Source organism: Lysinibacillus agricola, from assembly GCF_016638705.1.
In the GTDB taxonomy this organism is placed as follows: domain Bacteria; phylum Bacillota; class Bacilli; order Bacillales_A; family Planococcaceae; genus Lysinibacillus; species Lysinibacillus agricola.
Window position 1 is genome coordinate 3,954,809 of record NZ_CP067341.1, and the last position, 20,671, is coordinate 3,975,479.

The 20,671-nt window shown below is 37.4% G+C and carries 23 protein-coding genes and 2 pseudogenes; 5 read left to right on the forward strand and 20 right to left on the reverse strand.

Annotated elements, in window-relative coordinates; translation table 11 throughout:
- Positions 1-205: 205 nt before the first annotated feature.
- Positions 206-1,045 carry a polysaccharide deacetylase family protein gene (locus FJQ98_RS19705; RefSeq protein WP_053596252.1) on the forward strand — a complete coding sequence of 280 codons (840 nt, stop codon included), beginning with the start codon at positions 206-208 and terminating at the stop codon, positions 1,043-1,045.
- A gap of 460 nt (positions 1,046-1,505) precedes the next feature.
- Here the strand turns inward: FJQ98_RS19705 and FJQ98_RS19710 are convergent, their stop codons facing one another.
- The 5 genes and pseudogenes from FJQ98_RS19710 to gpr form a co-directional block, all read right to left on the reverse strand.
- The gene (locus FJQ98_RS19710; RefSeq protein WP_053596251.1) at positions 1,506-1,688 is read right to left on the reverse strand and encodes a PspC domain-containing protein; all 183 of its coding nucleotides are present in this window, start codon (positions 1,686-1,688) and stop codon (positions 1,506-1,508) included.
- Positions 1,689-1,963: 275 nt separating this feature from the next.
- A pseudogene (gene lepA / locus FJQ98_RS19715) lies at positions 1,964-3,791 on the reverse strand (translation elongation factor 4).
- Between the two features lie 257 nt (positions 3,792-4,048).
- Positions 4,049-5,942: pseudogene (locus FJQ98_RS19720) on the reverse strand (acyltransferase family protein).
- A gap of 538 nt (positions 5,943-6,480) precedes the next feature.
- Positions 6,481-7,335, reverse strand: coding sequence for a stage II sporulation protein P (gene spoIIP / locus FJQ98_RS19725; RefSeq protein WP_241774615.1), 855 nt, complete (start codon positions 7,333-7,335; stop codon positions 6,481-6,483).
- A 52-nt stretch (positions 7,336-7,387) separates the two neighbouring features.
- Positions 7,388-8,404 carry a GPR endopeptidase gene (gpr, locus tag FJQ98_RS19730; RefSeq protein ID WP_053596248.1) on the reverse strand — a complete coding sequence of 339 codons (1,017 nt, stop codon included), beginning with the start codon at positions 8,402-8,404 and terminating at the stop codon, positions 7,388-7,390.
- A 162-nt stretch (positions 8,405-8,566) separates the two neighbouring features.
- On the opposite strand from gpr, the gene rpsT reads away from it, so the two are divergent.
- Positions 8,567-8,815, forward strand: coding sequence for a 30S ribosomal protein S20 (gene rpsT, locus FJQ98_RS19735; protein ID WP_053596247.1), 249 nt, complete (start codon positions 8,567-8,569; stop codon positions 8,813-8,815).
- A 270-nt stretch (positions 8,816-9,085) separates the two neighbouring features.
- Here rpsT and holA read toward each other — a convergent pair whose 3' ends face one another.
- Positions 9,086-10,096, reverse strand: coding sequence for a DNA polymerase III subunit delta (holA, locus tag FJQ98_RS19740; protein WP_201406733.1), 1,011 nt, complete (start codon positions 10,094-10,096; stop codon positions 9,086-9,088).
- Positions 10,097-10,260: 164 nt separating this feature from the next.
- On the opposite strand from holA, the gene FJQ98_RS19745 reads away from it, so the two are divergent.
- The gene (locus FJQ98_RS19745; RefSeq protein ID WP_075807307.1) at positions 10,261-10,398 is read left to right on the forward strand and encodes a YqzM family protein; all 138 of its coding nucleotides are present in this window, start codon (positions 10,261-10,263) and stop codon (positions 10,396-10,398) included.
- A gap of 32 nt (positions 10,399-10,430) precedes the next feature.
- Here the strand turns inward: FJQ98_RS19745 and FJQ98_RS19750 are convergent, their stop codons facing one another.
- The 6 genes from FJQ98_RS19750 to FJQ98_RS27640 all read right to left on the reverse strand — a co-directional run bounded on the left by FJQ98_RS19750 (position 10,431) and on the right by FJQ98_RS27640 (position 14,866).
- A complete protein-coding gene (locus tag FJQ98_RS19750) occupies positions 10,431-12,614 on the reverse strand; it encodes a DNA internalization-related competence protein ComEC/Rec2 (protein WP_241774614.1) in 2,184 nt (727 codons plus the stop codon).
- Between the two features lie 107 nt (positions 12,615-12,721).
- Positions 12,722-13,291, reverse strand: a complete 570-nt coding sequence (locus FJQ98_RS19755; protein ID WP_053596244.1) for a ComE operon protein 2 — start codon at positions 13,289-13,291, stop codon at positions 12,722-12,724.
- A gap of 114 nt (positions 13,292-13,405) precedes the next feature.
- A complete protein-coding gene (locus tag FJQ98_RS19760; RefSeq protein ID WP_053596243.1) occupies positions 13,406-14,053 on the reverse strand; it encodes a helix-hairpin-helix domain-containing protein in 648 nt (215 codons plus the stop codon).
- A 44-nt stretch (positions 14,054-14,097) separates the two neighbouring features.
- Positions 14,098-14,301 (reverse strand): hypothetical protein, encoded by a 204-nt coding sequence (locus FJQ98_RS19765; RefSeq protein ID WP_053596242.1) that lies wholly within the window; start codon positions 14,299-14,301, stop codon positions 14,098-14,100.
- Complete coding sequence (locus FJQ98_RS19770) at positions 14,298-14,669, reverse strand: DUF4085 family protein (protein ID WP_082340249.1); 372 nt, start codon at positions 14,667-14,669, stop codon at positions 14,298-14,300. The genes FJQ98_RS19765 and FJQ98_RS19770 overlap by 4 nt, the downstream gene beginning before the upstream one ends.
- Complete coding sequence (locus FJQ98_RS27640) at positions 14,666-14,866, reverse strand: DUF4085 family protein (protein WP_053596240.1); 201 nt, start codon at positions 14,864-14,866, stop codon at positions 14,666-14,668. The genes FJQ98_RS19770 and FJQ98_RS27640 overlap by 4 nt, the downstream gene beginning before the upstream one ends.
- 72 nt (positions 14,867-14,938) lie before the next feature.
- Between FJQ98_RS27640 and FJQ98_RS19780 the strand changes: the two genes are divergently transcribed.
- Together FJQ98_RS19780 and FJQ98_RS19785 are read left to right on the forward strand one after the other, a co-directional pair.
- On the forward strand, positions 14,939-15,118 hold the full coding sequence (locus FJQ98_RS19780) for a hypothetical protein (RefSeq protein WP_053596239.1): 180 nt from the start codon (positions 14,939-14,941) through the stop codon (positions 15,116-15,118).
- Positions 15,118-15,531 carry a hypothetical protein gene (locus FJQ98_RS19785; protein ID WP_053596238.1) on the forward strand — a complete coding sequence of 138 codons (414 nt, stop codon included), beginning with the start codon at positions 15,118-15,120 and terminating at the stop codon, positions 15,529-15,531. The genes FJQ98_RS19780 and FJQ98_RS19785 overlap by 1 nt, the downstream gene beginning before the upstream one ends.
- Positions 15,532-15,628: 97 nt before the next feature.
- On the opposite strand, the gene FJQ98_RS19790 is transcribed toward FJQ98_RS19785, so the two are convergent.
- The 8 genes from FJQ98_RS19790 to FJQ98_RS19825 are packed head-to-tail and all read right to left on the reverse strand — an operon-like array spanning position 15,629 to position 20,644.
- On the reverse strand, positions 15,629-16,369 hold the full coding sequence (locus tag FJQ98_RS19790) for a class I SAM-dependent DNA methyltransferase (RefSeq protein ID WP_241774613.1): 741 nt from the start codon (positions 16,367-16,369) through the stop codon (positions 15,629-15,631).
- A gap of 2 nt (positions 16,370-16,371) precedes the next feature.
- Positions 16,372-16,716 carry a ribosome silencing factor gene (gene rsfS / locus FJQ98_RS19795; RefSeq protein WP_053596236.1) on the reverse strand — a complete coding sequence of 115 codons (345 nt, stop codon included), beginning with the start codon at positions 16,714-16,716 and terminating at the stop codon, positions 16,372-16,374.
- Entirely contained in the window at positions 16,713-17,285 is a 573-nt protein-coding gene (gene yqeK / locus FJQ98_RS19800; RefSeq protein WP_053596235.1) for a bis(5'-nucleosyl)-tetraphosphatase (symmetrical) YqeK, read from the reverse strand. Before yqeK ends, rsfS begins: the two co-directional genes overlap by 4 nt.
- On the reverse strand, positions 17,254-17,844 hold the full coding sequence (locus tag FJQ98_RS19805; RefSeq protein WP_053596234.1) for a nicotinate-nucleotide adenylyltransferase: 591 nt from the start codon (positions 17,842-17,844) through the stop codon (positions 17,254-17,256). Before FJQ98_RS19805 ends, yqeK begins: the two co-directional genes overlap by 32 nt.
- A gap of 9 nt (positions 17,845-17,853) precedes the next feature.
- Positions 17,854-18,156: a ribosome assembly RNA-binding protein YhbY gene (gene yhbY / locus FJQ98_RS19810; RefSeq protein WP_053596233.1), complete on the reverse strand. Its 303-nt coding sequence runs from the start codon at positions 18,154-18,156 to the stop codon at positions 17,854-17,856.
- Positions 18,157-18,161: 5 nt separating this feature from the next.
- Positions 18,162-18,992 carry a shikimate dehydrogenase gene (gene aroE, locus FJQ98_RS19815; protein WP_053596232.1) on the reverse strand — a complete coding sequence of 277 codons (831 nt, stop codon included), beginning with the start codon at positions 18,990-18,992 and terminating at the stop codon, positions 18,162-18,164.
- Positions 18,993-19,022: 30 nt separating this feature from the next.
- The gene (gene yqeH, locus FJQ98_RS19820) at positions 19,023-20,126 is read right to left on the reverse strand and encodes a ribosome biogenesis GTPase YqeH (protein ID WP_053596231.1); all 1,104 of its coding nucleotides are present in this window, start codon (positions 20,124-20,126) and stop codon (positions 19,023-19,025) included.
- The gene (locus tag FJQ98_RS19825) at positions 20,123-20,644 is read right to left on the reverse strand and encodes a YqeG family HAD IIIA-type phosphatase (protein ID WP_053596230.1); all 522 of its coding nucleotides are present in this window, start codon (positions 20,642-20,644) and stop codon (positions 20,123-20,125) included. Before FJQ98_RS19825 ends, yqeH begins: the two co-directional genes overlap by 4 nt.
- Positions 20,645-20,671: the final 27 nt, after the last annotated feature.

Sequence of the window (20,671 nt, forward strand, 5' to 3'; positions counted from 1 at the left end):
CACCCATCACGGAGTGGTTTTTTAGTTTTTCATTAGTTTAATTAATATTTTTTATTCATTTACCTATGTTTTTACTTATACATTTACTACACAATAATTGGTAATGAACATCCTGAAACCAAAGAATAAAAAGATTTTATTTGTCTAAAATAGAGTAAATGCTCTTATTAATATAGGAGCCAAACGACAAAAAAAGGGTGTGTATATGAAAAAGAAAATAATTATTTTAGTTATTATTTACTTTGTATCGTGTTGGAAACCTTACTCCATCAATGCATATAACCATGAGAAAATCCCAATACTAATGTACCACCATCTAGAAAAAAATGTGAATAACAATGTAGTCATTTCGCCAGAAAATTTCGAAAGTCAAATTAAATCACTTAAAGCGAACGGCTACAATACTATTACCATCCAACAATTATATGATTACTTAAACGGTAATATAAAGTTACCCAAAAAACCAGTACTAATAACCTTTGATGATGGGTATTTAAGCAATTATGAAATGGCATATCCAATTTTAAAAAAATACAATATGCATGCTGAAATCTTTGTAATCACTAGCCGTATCCTAGAAAAAAATGAAAAAAACACCCATTCCAATGAAATTCCAAAGATGAATTGGAATCAATTAAGAGAGATGAAAGATTATATTACTATCCAAAGCCATAGTTGGGATTCGCATTATAAATTAACCTCAGGTAATGATAAACAATATAGTGCTTTATATGGTCCTAGTTACATTAATGGAAAACTAGAGAAACAAGAAGAGTTTGAAGAAAGGGTTAAAAACGACTTTATTCGTTCCAGAAAAATAATCAAAGAAAAGTTAGGATACGAACCTATTGCTATAAGTTACCCCTTTGGCAGTAAATCCGAAGCTACATTAAAATTAGCAAAAGCTGCTGGGTTTAAGTTGGGGTTTGTCATTAAAAATAAGAACGCTACTTTGGGCGATAATCAGTATGCTTTAAGCCGAATAACTGTAAACGGTAATGACACTGGCACAGAATTAATAAATAAACTAATCAGTGATGATTAAAAACCAATTTTTGATAGCCATTTTCATTCTCTCCCTAAAGCCCAGATACTCAATTAATTTTGAGCCTGGGCTTGAACAGAGATGTTGCTGATATTTTTGATTCCATTGCAAAAGATTTATAAATTGCTGGCACAATTTAAAAACAGTGGCATAAACGTTGTTATATCAACGTTACTTCTTATCGTCCATCTTCAGAACAGCCATGAATGCTTCCTATAGAAATGCTATATTCAGGTGTATCTATTTGTATTTATGTATAGCCGTTAAACCTTTGATATATAAGGGTTTGTCGGTTATTTTTTTTATTTAATTTCATTCAGGGACATTTTGATTTTATCGAGCTTTATTTTCTACATATGGTGGGGATTTGATAGAGGAAAAAAATTTAGACCACCCATCACGGAGTAGTCTTTATATGGATTATTTTACCGAAATTCTCATTAGACTAAGAATGGATGATTTAATATAATTTATTATCTTTTTCTAAAGTCGCTGCTAAAATTAAATACACAATAATAGATGTTGGACTTGTAAAGATAAATATTAATCTAATGATTATAGAAGATATGCCGAAAAATTCTGCAACCCCACCACAAATGCCTAGTAACATCTTATCCTTTGAAGATTTCTTTAATTTTTGCATAATATAATACCTCCCTCATATTTTTCTTATTACATTAAAAATACTCGTTAGCTTAATAATACACATATAAAATTATTTTGGATATCTTTTTCCATTTACTTTAATCAAATACAAAAAACCACTCGTCTTGAACTGAGTGGTCTTTAGAGAGGCGCAGCATATATTTGATAGTATTGCTTAGGATTTTTAAAATGGTGGGGAATTGGTGGAGAATGCCTAATTTCCATGCTGTTGCATTCCCTCTTAATTCCCCTTAAACCATTGATATTACTGAATTACTTCGAATCATCCATCTTCAGAACAGCCATGAACGCTTCTTGCGGTACTTCGACTGAACCTACTTGTTTCATACGTTTTTTACCTTCTTTTTGTTTATCAAGAAGTTTTCGTTTACGGGAAATATCCCCACCGTAACATTTTGCTAAAAACGTTTTTACGCATCGCTTTAATTGTTGAACGAGCGACAATTTTTTGTCCAACTGCTGCTTGAATTGGGACTTCAAACTGTTGGCGTGGGATTAATTCTTTTAATTTTTCTACAATAACTTTACCACGTTCGTATGCAAAGTCACGGTGTACGATAAAGCTTAGTGCATCGACTTGTTCACCATTTAGTAAAATATCCATCTTCACTAATTTTGAAGTTTGATAGCCAATGAGTTCATAGTCGAATGAAGCATAGCCCTTCGTATTTGATTTTAAATAATCAAAGAAATCATAAACGATTTCTGATAACGGCATTTCATAAATAATGCTGACACGTGTTGTATCGATATAATCCATCGTCATGAAATTACCGCGTTTCATTTGACAAAGCTCCATAACCGCTCCAACATAATCGTTCGGTACCATAATCGTAGCTTTTACATATGGTTCTTCCACTCGATCGATTTTTTGAGGGTCTGGCATTAATGAAGGGTTATCAACCTTTATTGATGTATCATCTGTCATATGAACATTGTAAATAACGGAAGGTGCGGTTGTAATTAAATCAATGTTAAATTCACGCTCAATACGCTCTTGAATGATTTCCATGTGTAAAAGCCCTAAGAAACCACAGCGGAAACCAAATCCTAGCGCTTGTGATGTCTCTGGCTCATATTGAAGTGCAGAGTCATTTAGTTCTAACTTTTCTAACGCTTCACGTAAGTCATTATATTTCGCTGTATCGATTGGATATAATCCGCAGTAAACCATTGGATTTAAACGACGATAACCTGCTAATGGCTCAGTTGCTGGGCGATTTGCAAATGTTACAGTATCCCCTACACGAGTATCACCGACATTTTTAATGGATGCTGTTAAATAACCTACGTCACCGACTGTTAATTCATCCTGTGGTACTGCTTTCGGTGTGTGTATACCAACTTCAATAACTTCAAATTCTGCTCCAGTAGCCATCATACGAATTTTATCGCCAGGTTTTACTGTACCATTCATGATTCGAATGGAAATAATAACACCTTTGTAAGCATCATAAACAGAGTCAAAAATAAGGGCTTGTAACGGTGCTTCTGGGTCACCAGTTGGTGCAGGCACTTTCTCTACAATTTGTTCTAAAATATCTTCAATCCCGATACCGGCTTTAGCAGAAGCTAAAACCGCTTCAGAAGCATCTAACCCGATTACATCTTCAACTTCTTGACGTACGCGTTCTGGATCTGCTGCTGGTAAATCGATTTTATTGATAACAGGTAAAATTTCTAGGTCGTTATCAAGCGCTAAGTAAACGTTTGCTAGTGTTTGTGCTTCAATGCCTTGTGCTGCATCGACAACTAAAATTGCACCTTCACAAGCAGCTAAACTACGTGATACTTCATATGTGAAATCGACATGTCCTGGTGTGTCGATTAAATGGAATGTATACACTTCGCCATCTTTAGCTTCATACTTTAATTGTACTGCATTTAATTTAATCGTTATGCCTCGCTCACGCTCTAAATCCATTGAGTCGAGTAGCTGTGCTTTCATTTCACGAGAGGTTAGTGATTTCGTTTGCTCTAATATACGGTCAGCAAGCGTTGATTTCCCGTGGTCAATATGTGCGATAATAGAGAAATTTCGAATATTCTCTTGTCTTTTTAAACGTGCTTCTCGGTTCATCTTTTCCACTCCTAATTAAACTATAATGAATTATACTATGAACCTTATACAAACCACAACAATTGAACGGCATAAATGCTGTTAAATCAATGGTTATTCTAAAGAGTGTGCTGTTTCCTCTGCGAAATAATGCGAAAAGCGATAAAGAGTTGTTAACTAGAACTAATGAAAATGCGAGTGATTTTTCCTATTCGCTTAACATAAAAATAGCCAGCTACACCTTTAGCATGGTGCACGCTAGCTATTTTATTACCGACTTATTTATCTATTGATTGTTGAATTAGATTCGTCAACGTATCAATACCTTTTTGTTCTAGGTGTACGCCGTCTGGAGCAAAAAACTCTGGATGGTTGATGGCAGCTGAATGCCAATCAATCAGTGTAATATTATCGTGCTCTTGAGCTTTTTGTTGTAAAGAATAATTCACTTTACCTTCCCAAGAACGTGGTACCCGAGTATTCACTAAATAAATATCGGCATTGGAGAAAGCTTCAAGCAGTTCATCAATCTGATCATTCGTAAAGAAACCATTCGTGCCAAGTTGAATAATAACTGCTTTATTTGGCTGATTAAAACTAGCATAATTTGGTGCCAGTTTGACAGCCTGTGAAACTTGGCGACCAATTTTTGCATCAATTGTAATGTTAGGATAGATCTTATGTAAGCTTGTAGCAATATCTATCATTACAGAATCTCCAATGGCTAATATTCCATTATAAGATTCATTTATAGGGTTAGCAGTTGAGTCATTCCCCCCCCTGCTCAGGCTCTTCTATGTCCGGTTGAAGACTAGTTTCGACTTCTTCATTCTCCACTTTCGATGAATCGCTTTCTGAGGTTTTTTCCATTACGGAATCATTATGTTTAGGCGATTGTTCCCCACCATTTATTTTAATTTCTGTTGGCTGGGACTCTTTTGACTCCGTTTGTTCTTCTCCTACAACACCCGTGATTCCAGTAAAGAATACTAAAAGGAATAGAGGAATGAGCACCGTTGAAATTTTTCTAGCCAACGTAAAGCTCCCCCATTTATTTTTATTAAATACAAGATACTGTCGATAATAGGAGCGGAATCCTTCCTTCCGTATAGGCATTTCGATAAAACGATAAGATAATTCAGCAATTATCAAAATCAGAACTAGCTGTAAAACAACTCGCCAGTACGAAGGATTACCTATTTCATGGACTGGAGTACCTAACACCATAATCGGATAATGCCATAGATAAATTCCATACGATCTTGAACCAATCCAACGTAGAGGCTTCAAAGACAGTATTTTCCCTAAGAAGCTAATAGGATGGCAAACGCACGCTATTAATATAGCTGCATTCAAACAGAATAGGAACATGCCTCCTCTATATAAGAAAGTTTGATATTCATCTACAAAAATAATACTTAAAATGAAAATACTAAAAGCAACCAAGCTTATAGCATTTAGTTTATTGATATGGTCAGTAGATAGTTTTTGTGACGATAATCTTTTCATCGGCCAAACGAGAGCTAGCCAACAGCCTATTAGTAACTCAAAGGAACGCGTATCTGTCCCGTAATATACACGACTCGGATCAGCTCCAGGCTCATACAGTAAGCCCATTAACACAGCTGAACATAATGCACCAATAAAGATAAAAATGGCTAATTTATTCTGCTTCTTAAGATAAAGCCCAAGCATTAACAGAATCGGCCAAATAAGATAAAATTGTTCCTCAATGGCTAAAGACCATAAATTTTTTAAAGGTGAAGGGGATCCAAAACTATCAAAATAAGAGAGTTTATGAAAAATGAACCACCAATTACTTGAATAAAAAATAGAGGATATTGCATCTCCGCGCAATGTACTGAGAAGTTCCTTATGAAACAGGGTCGCCCAAGCGAATGAAGTAATGATCATTACGTACGCAGCAGGTAGTAAGCGTCGAAACCGTCCAATCCAAAATTTTCCCAATCCTACTGTTAACCGATTTCCTTTTAAAGGTAAAATAGTAGAGGTTATTAAGTAACCTGATAAAACAAAAAAGATATCAACCCCAAGGAACCCTCCGCTGGCCCATCTGAAGTTAAAATGATAAGCAATAACAGCTAGTACTGCTAAAGCTCGAATCCCATCTAGCCCGGGGATATAACGATGATTGAATGTCTTGCCTGACATAATATTCCTTCCTTTTCTTCCAATAATCTATAAACTTTTTCAACATTTTTTAGATAAAGCTAAACATCGTCTCCTTTTAATAACTATTCATCCATGCATTTACTTATATAAATGACGGATGAGTATCTATAAAAGTTTATATAAAATGATATCTTAGAAAATTTTTTCCTTTTATCACCTTAACAACAAAATAAAGCTTTCATATGTATAATGTTTCAACTTTTTGAAGGCTAAATTAAACGTTTTCATATTTTATACAGCAAAAAAGCATCTCCAAAATGGTAGATGCTTGAAAAGCGTGTTTCGCCTATTGCATATACAAAACTTTCACAACTCAAATGTTCATGAACCAACTCAAAAATTATAAATTAAAGTCTTAACAACTACTTTTTCTAATTTTTCTAACAATCGTTCATTTTCTTTGCCCAATATTCTTAATTCAAACGCATTCACAAAAAATTGGCTAAAAGGAGGCTATACAAAAGCTCTTCGAATTCATTCGAATGTATAAGAATGGTTAATCAACACACCTGGCATTTTAACTTTGTTTTTCTGTAATGAAGGATTTTGCTATGGCTTTTCCTATTATGGCAATTGTACGATTCAATTCTTCTTCTGTATTATCAATTCCACCTAGTTCGATTAAAATCATTTCTTTTGTTAAATCCTGATTATAGCGTCCATCTACATTGTCACCACTTTTAGATATAACTCCTCTAGAAATCTTTGGAACAATTTCATTCATAGAAGCAGATAGACTTTCTGCATAAGCAGTATTCCATCTATAATTTTTATGCTCTGCGCCAACGACAATTGCAATACGTGCATATGATTCATTGTTATGTGTGATCGTTGTCGCATTTCTCTTAGCAGAATCACGATGCAAATCAATGACTAAATCATAAGATTGCTCTTCTAAACGTTTTGTTAAATAAGGACGAACGACGTTGTAAGCATCTGGAAAAAGTTTTTTCTGAAGTTTTAATTCCTTCATCACATCAACATCTAAAACGTCCGTTTGTATACCGTTCATACTAAAATGCTTAGAAATCGTATCTTTTAAATTAAAAATATTTGTTTTTTCATCATAAACGGCCGCTTTCCCGCTAACAACTTTCACCATTGGTTGATATGCTTCCTGTGAATGCGTAAATACTAACAATACTTTAAATGGATCTTTTGTCTGCTCGTTTGTTTGCTCTTGCTCTTTTGTCTGCTCCAGTGCACTTTGTTCGGGTAAATTAGTAGCGGCAAACACGACTTGTTTATCCTCTGGTTCTTTAATCGGAGTCGATGCTTGCTTGTTGAACGGAAGTTGCCCAGCAATGACAGGTAATACGAAGAAGAACAATAATAAACCAAATGACCACTGTAGTTTTTTTAGCAAAGTCACACCCTCCTCCCCTTATCGTATGGAGGGGAGGTGTCTTTTAGAACGAAAAAAATTATAGATTATTTGCCCATTTCATAAGCATAGATGACACGAGTTTTGCATAATTATCTATCCAATAATCAGCTTCCTTTGGCGTAACCATCAGCTGTGTATGTGAGCCTGCAAAAGTCTCTGCAAACAATTGCTGACGCTCTTCTTTGGACCATGTAGCCCATTCACCAAAAATCGGTTTTACTAAAGACATATCAAGTTCTTTATTTATATCTGGTTGCCAAGACGACAATGACAATTTTGATGAAGGTTTACTCCGTTCTGCCACTCTTGCAGCTATAGAACGTAGCATTAACTCTACAGCATCTGCAATTAATACAGGTGCATCAACTACCGTTGGGATTCCAATTGCGGTAACAGGAATGCCAAGCATCTCATATGAAATTTCCTTACGCTTATTTCCTACGCCTGAACCCGGATGTATTCCTGTATTCGTTAATTGAATTGTTTTACATAAGCGATCACTAGCTCTTGTTGCTAATGCATCTACGACAATAATTAATTTCGGCTGTAGTCGCTCTGCCAATGCCGCTACAAATTCACCAGTTTCATATCCTGTTTGTCCTGTTACACCAGGCGCATACATGACGAATTTTTCATCAATTACATCTAAACTATGCAAATGATCAATGAGATATGGTCCTATAGCATCTGGTGTAATGGTACGATTTCCTAGACCAATAATTAAAATTTTGTCATCTTCTTCCCATGACATGGATTCATGCATTTTTTTAAAATTCACAAGTAATTCTTTTTCAAGCTGTTCAAACCCATCTTTATCATCAAGCGTCAACGTAGGTACGGAAAGTGTAATGTACTGCCCTTCCTTCTTACCAATTTGCTTCTCACCTTCTGCATTAACGAGCACATCAGTGATTTTTATCCGACCAGCACTCCAATCTTCAATTTGAATACCACTCGATTCTTTAAGTGTATCTTTTTGCTCTTTTGTTTGATGTAAAACAACTTCTTCAGACTCATCAATTAAATCCGTACGTTGCCAATTTAAATTTTGCATACAGTTCACCTCAACAATAGTTTGTTCAAACTGTCAAGTAAATATTCTTTGCATTTATCTATTGCAATTTGGTCAAGCGTTTGTTAAAATGATTTTTGTTGTATTGACACAAGAAATCAATGAGAAGTTATCATCTCGTACCTAATTTAGGAGGTGAAAGATATGCCAAACATTAAATCTGCGATTAAACGCGTAAAAGTTAACGAAAAAGCTAACGCTGCTAACTCTCAAGCTAAATCTGCAATGCGTTCTACAGTGAAAAAAGCTGAAAACGCTGTTGCTGCTAATGCTGAAAACGCACAAGACCTTTTACAAGCAGCTTACAAATCTTTAGATAAAGCAGCTTCAAAAGGACTTATCCACAAAAACGCGGCGGCTCGTAAAAAGTCTCGCCTTGCTAAAAAAGCGTAATTGTTATAAAGGATCAGTATACTCTATTCGGAGTAGCTGGTCTTTTTTATTTTTATAGATAAACATTGTTGCTGTCGCTTCACTTTCGCACAGATAAACATTGTTGCTGTCGCTTCACTTTCGCACAGATAAACATTGCTGCTGTCGCTTCGTTAGCACTTCGCTTTCTTACATATTGCATTCCGGTTTTGAATTGTGCTTGCCAAATGATGACGATAAAGAGCTGCCCATATTGCTTTGGACAGCTCCACCAATGGATCTTTTATAGTCTTAAAGTTGACGCAGTAAAAAGAGTTCTAAATAACGCTCACGATTGCCCCTCGCTGTTTTCAGCTGTAAATCGACCTCTGCTAGCCGATACAATGCCTTCAATAAGCTTTCCTCTGATGGACGATTACGCTGCTCTACCATCAGCTTGACACGATAAGGATGTATTTTTAAATTTTTTGCAATTTGCTGTGGGTGATAGCCCTTTTTTAATAGATAAAATACATTGGACATCGTACGTACATTTGATGCAAGCAATCCAACAAGCATGATGGGCTCTTGCTTTTGACGTAGTAAATCGTGATAAATAGACAATGCCCCTACTGAGTCATTCGCAAAGTAAGCATTTAACATTTTAAAGGCATCCTGCTCTAACGTTTTTGCCACTAAATCCTCGACTAACGTAGCAGTAATTTCTCCGCCATCTCCTAAATAAAGAGTTAGCTTCTCAATTTCCATTTGCAACTGTAACATATTCGGGCCAACCATTGCGACAAGCTGCTCAATCGCATGTTGCGTTATGCTGTTACCTTCTACTTTGACTAGACTTTGAATCCACACAGCTAAGTCCTGCTCCTTTGGTGTTTCGGTTTGGACTAATAACGCATGTTCCTTCATCATCTTTGTCACTTTTTTACGTTCATCCAATTTCTCATAAGGTGCGATAAAAACTGTTACTGAAAAATCGGAAGGGTTTGCAAGCCATGTCTCTAAGCGCTTTACATCATGGTCAATTTTTTCTTTTCCCTTTTCAGTTGCCTTTAAAAAGGATGCGTTTTTGGCAATGATAAGCTTTCGCTCAGAGAAAAAAGGAATTGTATCTGCTTCATCCATAACGACATCTACTGGCATTTCATCTAAATCAAATGTTGTCATTTCTATCTCTTCTTCAGGCCCTATTGCCTCTTTTAAACGTTTTACTGTTTCATCTATAAAATAGCTTTCCTCACCAACGAGTATATAAACTGGTGAGAGCTCCCCTTTTTTGATTTTGTTCCAAACCGTTGAAATCATAATTTTCCCTCCATCTAGCAATACTACTAGTATACATGATTTGAATTCCTTTGTGACTTTGACCGAATTGTGTCGATTCTTTGCCACACGACGAATTCTCCTTTTCGATATAGCTTTTATGAAAATGATGTCTTATAATAAATAACAGAACTGGAGGGATAGCAATGAATCCATTTGAAGGAAAAAACATACAATGCAGACGTAATGACGCAATCGACTCTGCAGTTGGCTTCATTATACCATTTAGTGTGTTTACACTTATGTTTATCATCGCAATGATAGTAGAATTCGTAGCTAGATAATTGATCGTAATGTACGAAGGAAAAGACCTTGCTCATTTTTGGACAAGGTCTTTTTCCTTTTGTACAGACCAACTATTTCCGCGAATTCGCACTTCAATAGTCCCATCTACTCCAGTTGTTAAAGTAGATAAATTTCGACTCGTAAAACGCTCGACTACTTCATCATGTGGATGATGATAGCGATTATTGAACCCAGCGCTAAAAATGGTTAATTCAGGCCGTAACAGCTCTACAAATGGCTCAATACTAGATGTTTTACTGCCATGATGTCCAGCCTTCAACAACGTCATACCCGCTAATTGCGTGTTGTAAAGATGGATAAGCTCCTGTTCACCATGCTCCTCTAAGTCACCAGTTAACAATGCTCGAAATGCCCCCTGTTGCATATATAAAACAATTGAATCATCATTCCCCTCATAATCGGTGTCACGGGGCCATAAATAATGAAAGCTAGTATTTCCTATACGCCAAGTCGTCCCATGCATCTTTTCTTTTACTGGAACCTTTTGCTTTTTGGCTTCCATCAGTAAATCCCGCATTGCAGGCTTTTCCATTGAACCAGGAGTGAGATGAATTTCATGCATGTTAATCTCTTGCAAAACCTCTTCAGCTCCCTCTACGTGATCGGCATCCGCATGAGTGGCGATAAAGATGTCAATGTCTCGTATCCCTTTTCCCTTTAAAAACGGTACAACAACTTGTTTCCCAACCTCATATGGGCTTTCTGACGTCTTCCAAATATCCTGCTCAAAGCGCAGTAAGCCGCCTGAATCAATAACATATACAGCCCTTCTAAACGGTAATTCAATAACGGTACAATCACCCTGTCCAACGTTTAAAAATGTAAGTTTTGTTTCATTAAAAAGCATCGGTGAAAGATGAATACATAATGCAGGAATGACAATCACAACTGCAAATTTACCATAATGCTTTATCTCGATAAAATAGAAGCCTGCTAATACACTTATCAACGCCACACAAACGAGCCATATAGCAGGTTTTCCTGGCGACCACAGTTGAAACGGCAATTCCTGGAGATATAAAATGAATTTCGTAAGCCAAACACGGAGCGGCTCGTACACTACAAATAAAATTTTTGCTACCGGCATCGATAAAAACGTTACAACAAGCATTACAATATTTGTAGGTAAAATAACAAAGGAAAACAGTGGCACGAAAATAATATTTGCTAAAAATGAAGAAATAGAAATTTCATAAAAATGATGGAGTAATAATGGATAAACAAGAAGCTGGCACACAAATGTAATGAAAAATGAACGGATCAACCAGTTCGTGGATAGGCTTAAAATGATACCTGAATAGACAAGACTAACCGTCGCTAAATATGACAATTGAAAGCCAATCTGATAAATGACACCTGGTTCAAGTAGGACAAAGCAAAGAAAGCTAATTGCTAGGGCATCATCAATCGATATTTGCCACCTAGCGTAACGCATTAGCATGATTAATTCTACGACAGATACTGCACGCCATACGGAAGGAGCACCACCAGCTATCACCCCATAGATAGGTAAAATGATGAGTAAAACTAAGGTCGCCATTTCCTTTCGTACGCCTATACGTAGAAGACCTTCAAAAAACAACCATGAGACAAGCGCCACATGCAGACCAGAGATAGCAAATAGATGTGTGATGCCAAGCTTTTGATAGGCTCGTTGAAGCTCCTGATCGACCTGATCCTGTGATCCTATTAGAAGTGCTTGTGCCTCAGCAACTAGTGACTCCGGGAATGTTGTTTCAATATGTTTTTTCATAGAGTGTCTCTGTTTAGCAAGAAACGAAAGAATGGATTTTTTCTCTTCTATAAAGGTCCAGCTTGAAACTTCAAATATTCCTCTAGCACCTTTACTTATCAAATATTTTTCCATAGAGAACGCATACGTATGTGCAGGTGGAGGTGGTGCTATAAGTTCTCCTTGAACTAGATAGGTCCTGCCTGTTAATGAAGTAGTTTCATAAAAGCTTTTCTCTTCTTCTGATGAAAATGTATAGACAACATACAGCTTCTCACCTGTTTCAGTTTTTACAAAGCCTCTAAGCTTTTGACCATTTATTTTATATTCACTCGACCAAGTTATTTGGAATGTTGACGGTAGAGGGGAAGGTTCCGTCAATTGAAATGTAACGATGAAGAAATAGGAAAGAAATCCACTAACGATAACAAGAGCTGAAATTAATCGTGTTTCACCTTTCAAATTAAGCCATAATGCGAAAAGCAGAAGAATAGCGAGTAGCCAAGCTGACTTGTGTGCCGCTATTGCAGCAACAAGTACAGCTAGTGCTACGTAAATCCATTTATGCTTTAAAGCTTTTTGCCAAATAATGCGCTCACCTTCTGTTCATATGGGCGCAATTTTTCTGCAGGCATACCACTCTCACGAAGCTCGTTTAGCATGTCTATGTACAAGGCTAATTTTTCGTCGCTTAAAAAGTCGATTTTACGTTCATCAAACGGAACGTGTACAACCTCTACACCTGCTTTTTCAAATAATTCTTGGGCATAAGGGTTATTTTTATAATCGGTAGCGTAATACACGCGTTCAATACCTGCTTGAATAATAGATTTCGTACATGGCAGACACGGGAAATGTGTAACATATAAGTCTGCACCTTTTGTAGGCGTACCATATTTAGCACATTGTAGCAGTGCATTCATCTCAGCATGCACTGTACGCACACAATGGTTATCAACAACATAGCAGCCTTTTTCAATACAATGTTCATCACCTGTAATTGAACCGTTATAGCCACCTGCAATAATTCGCTTATCTCTAACGACAGTTGCTCCTACTGCCAGTCTTGTACATGTGCTACGTAATGCGAGTAAATGGCTTTGCGCCATGAAAAATTGATCCCAAGTAATTCGCTCCATATGACTACCTCCAAAAATTGATTAACAAACTGTGCCTTAATTGCAACAGTCACTTTTCTACTACAGTGTAGCCCTTTTTGAAAAGAGTCGTCAATATCTCATCACTTGCTGTCATTAATTAACTGTAATGAAATCCTTCAACTTCTCAAACGTTTTTTCGCCAATACCACTCACTTTTTTTAAGTCCTCAATTGTTTTAAAGCTACCATTCTCCTCACGATAGGAAATAATGCTTTGAGCCTTTGATGGACCAATACCTGATAAGGTCGTAAGTGTTGCTTCATCTGCTTTATTTAAATTGACCTTTTGTTCTTTCATACCATTGTCACCTTGTGATGTTCCACTAGTAGGCATCGTCAAAATATTAGAGGTAATTTCGTCTAGTTTTTCACCCTTTATAGGAATGTAAATAACCATCTCATCCTGAACTTTTTGCGCATGATTAATGAGTTGCGTATCAGCATCCTGAGTATAACCACCCGCTAGCTGTACCGCATCTATTATTCGTTGGTCAGTCTGTAGCTCATAGACACCTGGATACATAACAGCACCCTTTATATCAACAAATACCTGCTGTATGACCGCTTCATCCACAGGTTCTTTCGTTTCATGTTGTTCAATAGGTTGGATTGTTTCGATGAGCTCTTCTTGGGGAGGTGAAGAGTCAGAACTCGAAAAAAAGAAGTAACAAAGTCCACCGATTACAAGTATGCTGGGGAGCAACATACTTTTTTTGTACTTTTGCCATAAAGATTGGATCATCGATAACATCCTTTCCTGCAAAAGGCAATCATATGGAGTCTATTTCATCTTACAATACCATTCATGCGTTGAAAAGATAAATTATTTATAGAAAGCGCTATATCAAATAATGAAAGCCCATCACCATAACGTGGGGTTGATTTCCATTCCGACTGAGCGCTTTGCTGGGGGCGTCCGATGAGCCGCTTTTGTTGTTGCTGCCGCTTCGCTTTCGCACAGAAAACATCCGCTGCGCTCCAGGGTCTCATCTGTGACCCAAGGAGTCGCCCAGTCTAATAACACCTTGATCATTTTCATATAGATAGCTATTTTCTAAAATTAAAAACGGTGCGTGTTGCTGAATCCCGATTACTCGTTTTTTCAATTGCGGTGTAATAAAGGTTAAGCCATGCTCTAGCTGCAATGTTTGAACGTACGCAGGAAAATTACCGTTTTCAGCAAAATCACTATATGTTTTTGGGCGATAATAAAATTCAGCGTCTAACTCCTCTGCTTCAATCGTCCATTCCACTTCTGGACAATCAAAAATAACACGTAGTGCCATTCCATTCGCTGTTTTTCTGAGCTCATCGTAAATATAAAACTGCTCTGGTTCTACCTGACCTACCTCACTTATTTAAACGTCAGAGAAATAATTGATTTTGCAGTAAAACCTCCTGCCATATCAAATGTTAATTCCACTTGAGTAGCATTACGGCGAATACTAACTATTGTTGCATCATGAAGACTTTGCTCAAAGACCTCTCTCTCCTTTGGTTTCATATAAGCTAACGTTTTCTGCTTTTCCTCATATGCCGCATTGAGAAGGCACAAGAGTATAATGTGCTATACTCTTATTAAGAGTATGACTACGCAAAAATGATGAGGTGAAGGCATGAAATTAGCTTGGAACGCTCAAAAAACCAAACGAAAGATGTTAAAGGAAAAGAGAAAGAACAAGAGCGAGAAGAGAAAATTTCAGACGAAGATATTGACTTGGATCGAACAGAGAAAAATTATGATTTAGTTCAATCGGATTGGCGTTATTATATTTCGAAAAATGATTGTAAAGGAGTTAAAAATTAATGGATGAACTACAAAATTTAATATCAGATAAACTACAAGTCTTGATACCAGATTATTTACAAAACTTACTACCATTTGATGTTATTATTTTATTAATAAGTACACTTATCAAATTTTTAATTTATGGAGTTATTTTTATAGTTTTGTTGTTTACTTTAGGGTTTATTATAGATTTTTTGAAGAAAGACAAATATGTTTTTAAAGGTTATCTTCGTACGTTGGCTAACACTATAGGTGGCGGAGAAGAATTTGTTTGTAATTATTGGGTTTGGCAACGAAATAAAAAGAAATATTATGGGTCAAATTTCAAAAAAAAATATGGAGTTTTACCATATTCGAGAAGAGCTAGGAATAAAAAATATACACGTTCTATAATTCCTTTTAGAAAAGAATTGTATGTTGTTGTTAGATAAGATAAGAGAAGGTTTTTATGCTCGATTTTGGTCGAGCATTTGGGCGATTAGCCCAAAAAAAACAGCTCACTGGTTAGTTTACCAGCAAGCTGTTTTACTATTTCATCGCACGGATAAAAATGCGTTCACTTTCATATTCAGGGCCTTCATCTGTGAAATCTGCTGTTACTTCTACATGTTTAAAGCCAATTTCCTGAAGCCATGCCATATATTGCTCAATTGAGAATGTGCGTTGGTTATGCTCCTCGTCGAAGCGTTCATACAGATCACTCTCAGCATCACGCACATAAAACGTCATTTGGTGGATAACGGAATGTTCAAAATCGCCAGGCTCCGTATGCCATACATAGCTAATATCACCATCGTCATACGTAAACGGTCCGTCTAAAAATATATCATTCATTTTAAATAATGAATGCACGTCAAAAAACAGTTGGCCTCCATCTCGTAAAGCCCCATAAATACGTTCTAGTGTTGAATAAACAGCTTTTTCGTCCACTACATAATTCAGTGAATCAATAGCAATCGTTACAACGTCAAGCGCCTCAAAGCCCTCTAATTCATCCATCGACATACAATAGAGAGGCACATGTAATCCTGCGTCTGCAAAGCGCTCTGCGGCAATGGAGAGCATACTTTCAGATAAATCAATCCCACTCACCTTGTAACCTGCCTGCGCAAACAACAGGCTAAGCACACCTGTACCGCAGCCGATATCTAAAAGATTCGGGTATTGACTGCTCGGTGCATGCTGCAAAACCCATTCCACATAAAGATTGTAAGGGATATCGGTTTGCAGCTCATCATACACGTGCGCAAATTGCTCGTAACTACTCACACTTAAGCCTCTGGCATGTCTAGTTGCGGTGCATCGCCCCATAGACGTTCTAAATTATAATAAGCACGTTCATCTTTATGGAATACATGTGCTACAACATCTCCAAGATCCACAAGAACCCAGCGTGCTCCATCGAAGCCTTCTACACGACGAATTTCATAGCCCTCTTTTACTGCTACCTCTTGTAATTCACGAGCGATTGCTTGCACTTGGCGGTCAGAATTACCATGAGCAATAATAAAGTAATCTGCTAAAAGTGAAATGCCTTGCATATTTAAAACGACAATATCCTCACCATGTTTGTCGTCAATTGCTTTGTAAGCTGATTGTAATAAAGTTGAAGTCATCCTTCACTGTCCTCTCTTTTCATCATATCGTTATAACATTCTATTGATAATGGATAAATTGGTTGTTTTGTATCAATTAAAAATACCAATGTATGGCGCACACAAGCACTCATCGCTTTATCCAAATTTTTCTTTACTTTTTTTCGTAGACGATCAACACCATCAAATTTACGATTAGGTTCAATCATATCTGCAACAAAAATAATTTTTTCTAAACGGCTCATGCCCGCGCGTCCTGTTGTATGAAAACGAATAGAATTTAACATATCCTCATCTGTAATGCCAAATTCGCTTTCTGCAATATATGCACCTACTGGACCATGCAGTAATTCACTACCCCAGCCAATAAGGCGAGCATCTAATTTTTCATCACGGACGATTTTCTCCATCCATTCGATATCTGCATATTTCGCAATATCGTGAAGGATGGCAGCTATCTCAGCCTTTTTTTCATCCTCACCATATAATGTTGCTAGCTCAATGGCTGTTTCCATTACACCAATGGTATGAATATAGCGCTTCTCAGGCATGCGTGGCTTAATCGCCGCCAAGTACTGTTCGCGTTCCATATAGACCTTCCTCTCGTATGAACGTCTCTACCGTTTCTGGCAGTAAAAAAGTAACCGTTCCTCCAGTGGCAAGGCGTTCACGAATCAGTGTGGACGACAAATCGATTTGGGGAGCTTCCACCATTAGTATAGGATACTCTGTTAGGGCCTCTGTTCCTGGACGCTTTACTCCTACAAATTGCACAAGCTTCACTAATTCATCAATACAGTACCATGTGTGAAGCGAATCAATCATGTCGCCGCCAATGATAAAGTAAAATTTCACATTAGGTTCTCTTATACACAACGAAGTAAGTGTCTTATATGAATAGGATACGCCACCCTTCTCTACCTCATACGACTCCACAGAAAAATGCGGATATGGACTTATTGCACGCTTTACCATTTCAAGGCGCTCCACATCACTGGCATCATGACGTGCAAACTTATGTGGTGGTAACGCATTTGGCATAAAGCGAACTTCATCTAAATCCAATGCATGCAGTACTTCATTAGCCATCATTAAGTGTCCATTATGTGGTGGATTAAATGTGCCTCCCAGTAAACCGACCTTTTTCATCGTCTCACCTTATTTCGTTGCTTTTGGTAATACAATCTTTTTATGATTGCGTGATTCTTTATATAAAACAACTGTCAGTCCAATTAATTGCACAAGCTCTGCATGAGCACCCTTTGCAAGTGCTTCTGCAACTTCATGCTTGTCCTCCTCACAGTTATCTAAAATACGTACTTTAATCAGCTCTCGTACTTCCAATGCTTCACGAATTTGTTTTGTCATTTCGTCATTAACGCCGCCTTTTCCTACTTGGAAAATTGGTGTTAGATTGTGTGCTTCTGCACGTAAAAAACGTTTTTGTTTACCTGTTAACATAAAAATTAATATCCTCCTAATTGCGCTTTCAGTTGCGCAATCATTGAATTTGTATTTGGGTATTCACCAAGCCAGTGCTCAAAAGCAATAGCCCCTTGATGAACGAACATTCCAAGACCCGTAACGACGGTTGCTCCTTTTTCCTCAGCCGCTTTTAAAAAAGGCGTCATTAATGGATTATACACAATATCGGCCACAATTGCGCCTTTTGCAAGTCGTTCTAGTGAAAATGGCATTGAAAAATTGCCCGTAGCAAGTCCAGCCGATGTCATTTGCACTAAAATGCCGAAATCAGCTAATGTTTCCTCAGCCTCTGCTAAAGAAATAGCATGACCTATACCCATTTCATCGACAATTGCTTGGGCATTTGCCACTGTGCGATTGGCAATGGTTAAATTCGTGTAACCTTGCTGTTGCATAGCAAAGGCAATACCGCGAGCAGCACCGCCTGCACCAATAAGAAGGACTGGCTTATCCTTATGAGACTTACCAACCGCTTCTTCTAGCGAGCGCACAAAACCAATACCGTCTGTATTGTATCCTTTTAATTTACCTTCTTTTGTTCGGACAACCGTATTGACAGCTCCCATTTTTTCTGCCAACTCATCTAGCTCATCTAAATAAGGAATGATCGCTGTTTTATGTGGGATTGTAATGTTCCAGCCACTTGCACCTAATGTTTTTAGGCCAGCAACCGCTGACTCCATATTTTCAGAAGATACATGCACTGGAATATACGTCGCATCTATCGTCAGTTCCTCAAACCAAGCATTGTGCATTGCTGGGGATTTTGAATGTTCAATCGGATCACCAATAACCGCAAACCATTTCTTCATTTCCTAGTCCCTCTTCTCTACTTGTACATCCTAAATTAGTGATGGGCGAATTGAAACTTGTACACCTTTTGGCGCAAAAGCTGCTACAACTACATTTGCATGCTGCACAGTAATCCATCCAAGACCAGAGAAGACAACGTCTGTTTTCGCTTCTTTGATGGAGAACTCATGACGCACTAATGGCGGTAGCTGGTCTATAAAGTCTGCAGTTGGAGGTGCAAGTAATTCACCCTTATGCTCTGCATACAATGCATCTGCCTTCTCAAGCTTTGTGCGGTGAATTGGTAAGTCATTGGCCACATGCACCGTAAATGCCGAACGATCACCTTGTATAAAGTCAAAACGAGCAAGAGCACCGATAAATAAAGTTTGTCCCGCATTTTGTTGGTAAACTTTCGGCTTTATTTCTTTTTTAGGCATAATATATTTTAATTCACTAGCGTCAATATGGTGTGCCATCTGATGATGATTAATAATCCCTGGTGTATCATATAATGCACTGCCATCATCTAATGGAATTTCAATCATATCCAAAGTTGTACCCGGGAAATGAGAAGTTGTAATAACCTCACCTTCACCTGTTGCCTGCTTGATAATACGATTAATGAACGTGGATTTCCCAACATTTGTACAACCTACAACGTAAACATTTTGTCCATTACGATACTCGTCAACGGCTTCCATCGCTTCAGTCATTCCTTTACCTTTATGGGCACTCACTAAAAGTACATCGACAGGTTGTAGACCAAGAGCCTTCGCTTCACGTTTTAGCCAATTAATCACTTTTTTCGGTTTCACAGATTTCGGTAATAAATCGGCTTTATTCGCGATTAATAATACAGGATTTTTCCCAACGAAGCGGTGAAGTCCTGGTAACCAGCTCCCATTGAAGTCAAAAATATCAACAATTTTTACGATTAAGCCTTGCTGTGTTCCAAGACCGTTTAATATGCGTAAAAAGTCGTCATCTGTTAATGACACTGGTTGAATTTCATTATAGTTTTTCAAACGGAAGCAACGTTGGCAAATGACCACGTCTTTTTCTAATGATGATTGGGGTGCATACCCAACTGCTGTTTTATCTTCTGTTTGAATTGTTGTACCACAGCCAATACAATTTGGCATTTCGTTCATTCTTTTTCCTCCCAAGTAATGATTCCTTTTCGTTTTAAATCATTGAACACGCGACGTTCAATGAATCGATTGAATTTTGTTACGAGCCCATCTGATTGTGCAACTGGTTTTACTAGTACTGTGTGCAAGCCTAAGCGATTTGCACCCATTACATCCGTTAGTAGTTGGTCTCCTACCATTACTACTTCCTGTGGACGTAGCCCTAATTGAATAACTGCATTATAAAAGGCATTACGAAGTGGCTTTTTAGCCTTATGAATATACGGAATATCTAGTGGCTCGGCAAAATGCTTGACACGTGCTTCATTATTATTCGACGCAATAATAACACGAATGCCTGATTCTTTCATAATGCGAAGCCAAATAATAAGCTCTTCCGTTGCATCTGCACGGTCCCATTCCACAAGCGTATTATCTAAATCCGTAATGATTCCTTTAATGCCTATGTCTTGAAGTTTTTCCGGTGTAATTTCAAAAATGCTCGTTACAAATTCATCTGGTAATAAAAAATTATACAAAATAGTGACCCCTAATCTAAATGTATT

Bases quoted from the DNA above. Each gene is read 5' to 3' on its own strand.
- FJQ98_RS19705 (WP_053596252.1), top strand. From the start codon at position 206: ATGAAAAAGAAAATAATTATTTTAGTTATTATTTACTTTGTATCGTGT.
- FJQ98_RS19710 (WP_053596251.1), bottom strand. From the start codon at position 1,688: ATGCAAAAATTAAAGAAATCTTCAAAGGATAAGATGTTACTAGGCATT.
- gpr (WP_053596248.1), bottom strand. From the start codon at position 8,404: ATGCAAAATTTAAATTGGCAACGTACGGATTTAATTGATGAGTCTGAA.
- rpsT (WP_053596247.1), top strand. From the start codon at position 8,567: ATGCCAAACATTAAATCTGCGATTAAACGCGTAAAAGTTAACGAAAAA.
- holA (WP_201406733.1), bottom strand. From the start codon at position 10,096: ATGATTTCAACGGTTTGGAACAAAATCAAAAAAGGGGAGCTCTCACCA.
- FJQ98_RS19745 (WP_075807307.1), top strand. From the start codon at position 10,261: ATGAATCCATTTGAAGGAAAAAACATACAATGCAGACGTAATGACGCA.
- FJQ98_RS19755 (WP_053596244.1), bottom strand. From the start codon at position 13,291: ATGGAGCGAATTACTTGGGATCAATTTTTCATGGCGCAAAGCCATTTA.
- FJQ98_RS19760 (WP_053596243.1), bottom strand. From the start codon at position 14,053: ATGATCCAATCTTTATGGCAAAAGTACAAAAAAAGTATGTTGCTCCCC.
- FJQ98_RS19765 (WP_053596242.1), bottom strand. From the start codon at position 14,301: ATGAGACCCTGGAGCGCAGCGGATGTTTTCTGTGCGAAAGCGAAGCGG.
- FJQ98_RS19785 (WP_053596238.1), top strand. From the start codon at position 15,118: ATGGATGAACTACAAAATTTAATATCAGATAAACTACAAGTCTTGATA.
- rsfS (WP_053596236.1), bottom strand. From the start codon at position 16,716: ATGACTTCAACTTTATTACAATCAGCTTACAAAGCAATTGACGACAAA.
- yqeK (WP_053596235.1), bottom strand. From the start codon at position 17,285: ATGGAACGCGAACAGTACTTGGCGGCGATTAAGCCACGCATGCCTGAG.
- FJQ98_RS19805 (WP_053596234.1), bottom strand. From the start codon at position 17,844: ATGAAAAAGGTCGGTTTACTGGGAGGCACATTTAATCCACCACATAAT.
- yhbY (WP_053596233.1), bottom strand. From the start codon at position 18,156: ATGTTAACAGGTAAACAAAAACGTTTTTTACGTGCAGAAGCACACAAT.
- aroE (WP_053596232.1), bottom strand. From the start codon at position 18,992: ATGAAGAAATGGTTTGCGGTTATTGGTGATCCGATTGAACATTCAAAA.
- yqeH (WP_053596231.1), bottom strand. From the start codon at position 20,126: ATGAACGAAATGCCAAATTGTATTGGCTGTGGTACAACAATTCAAACA.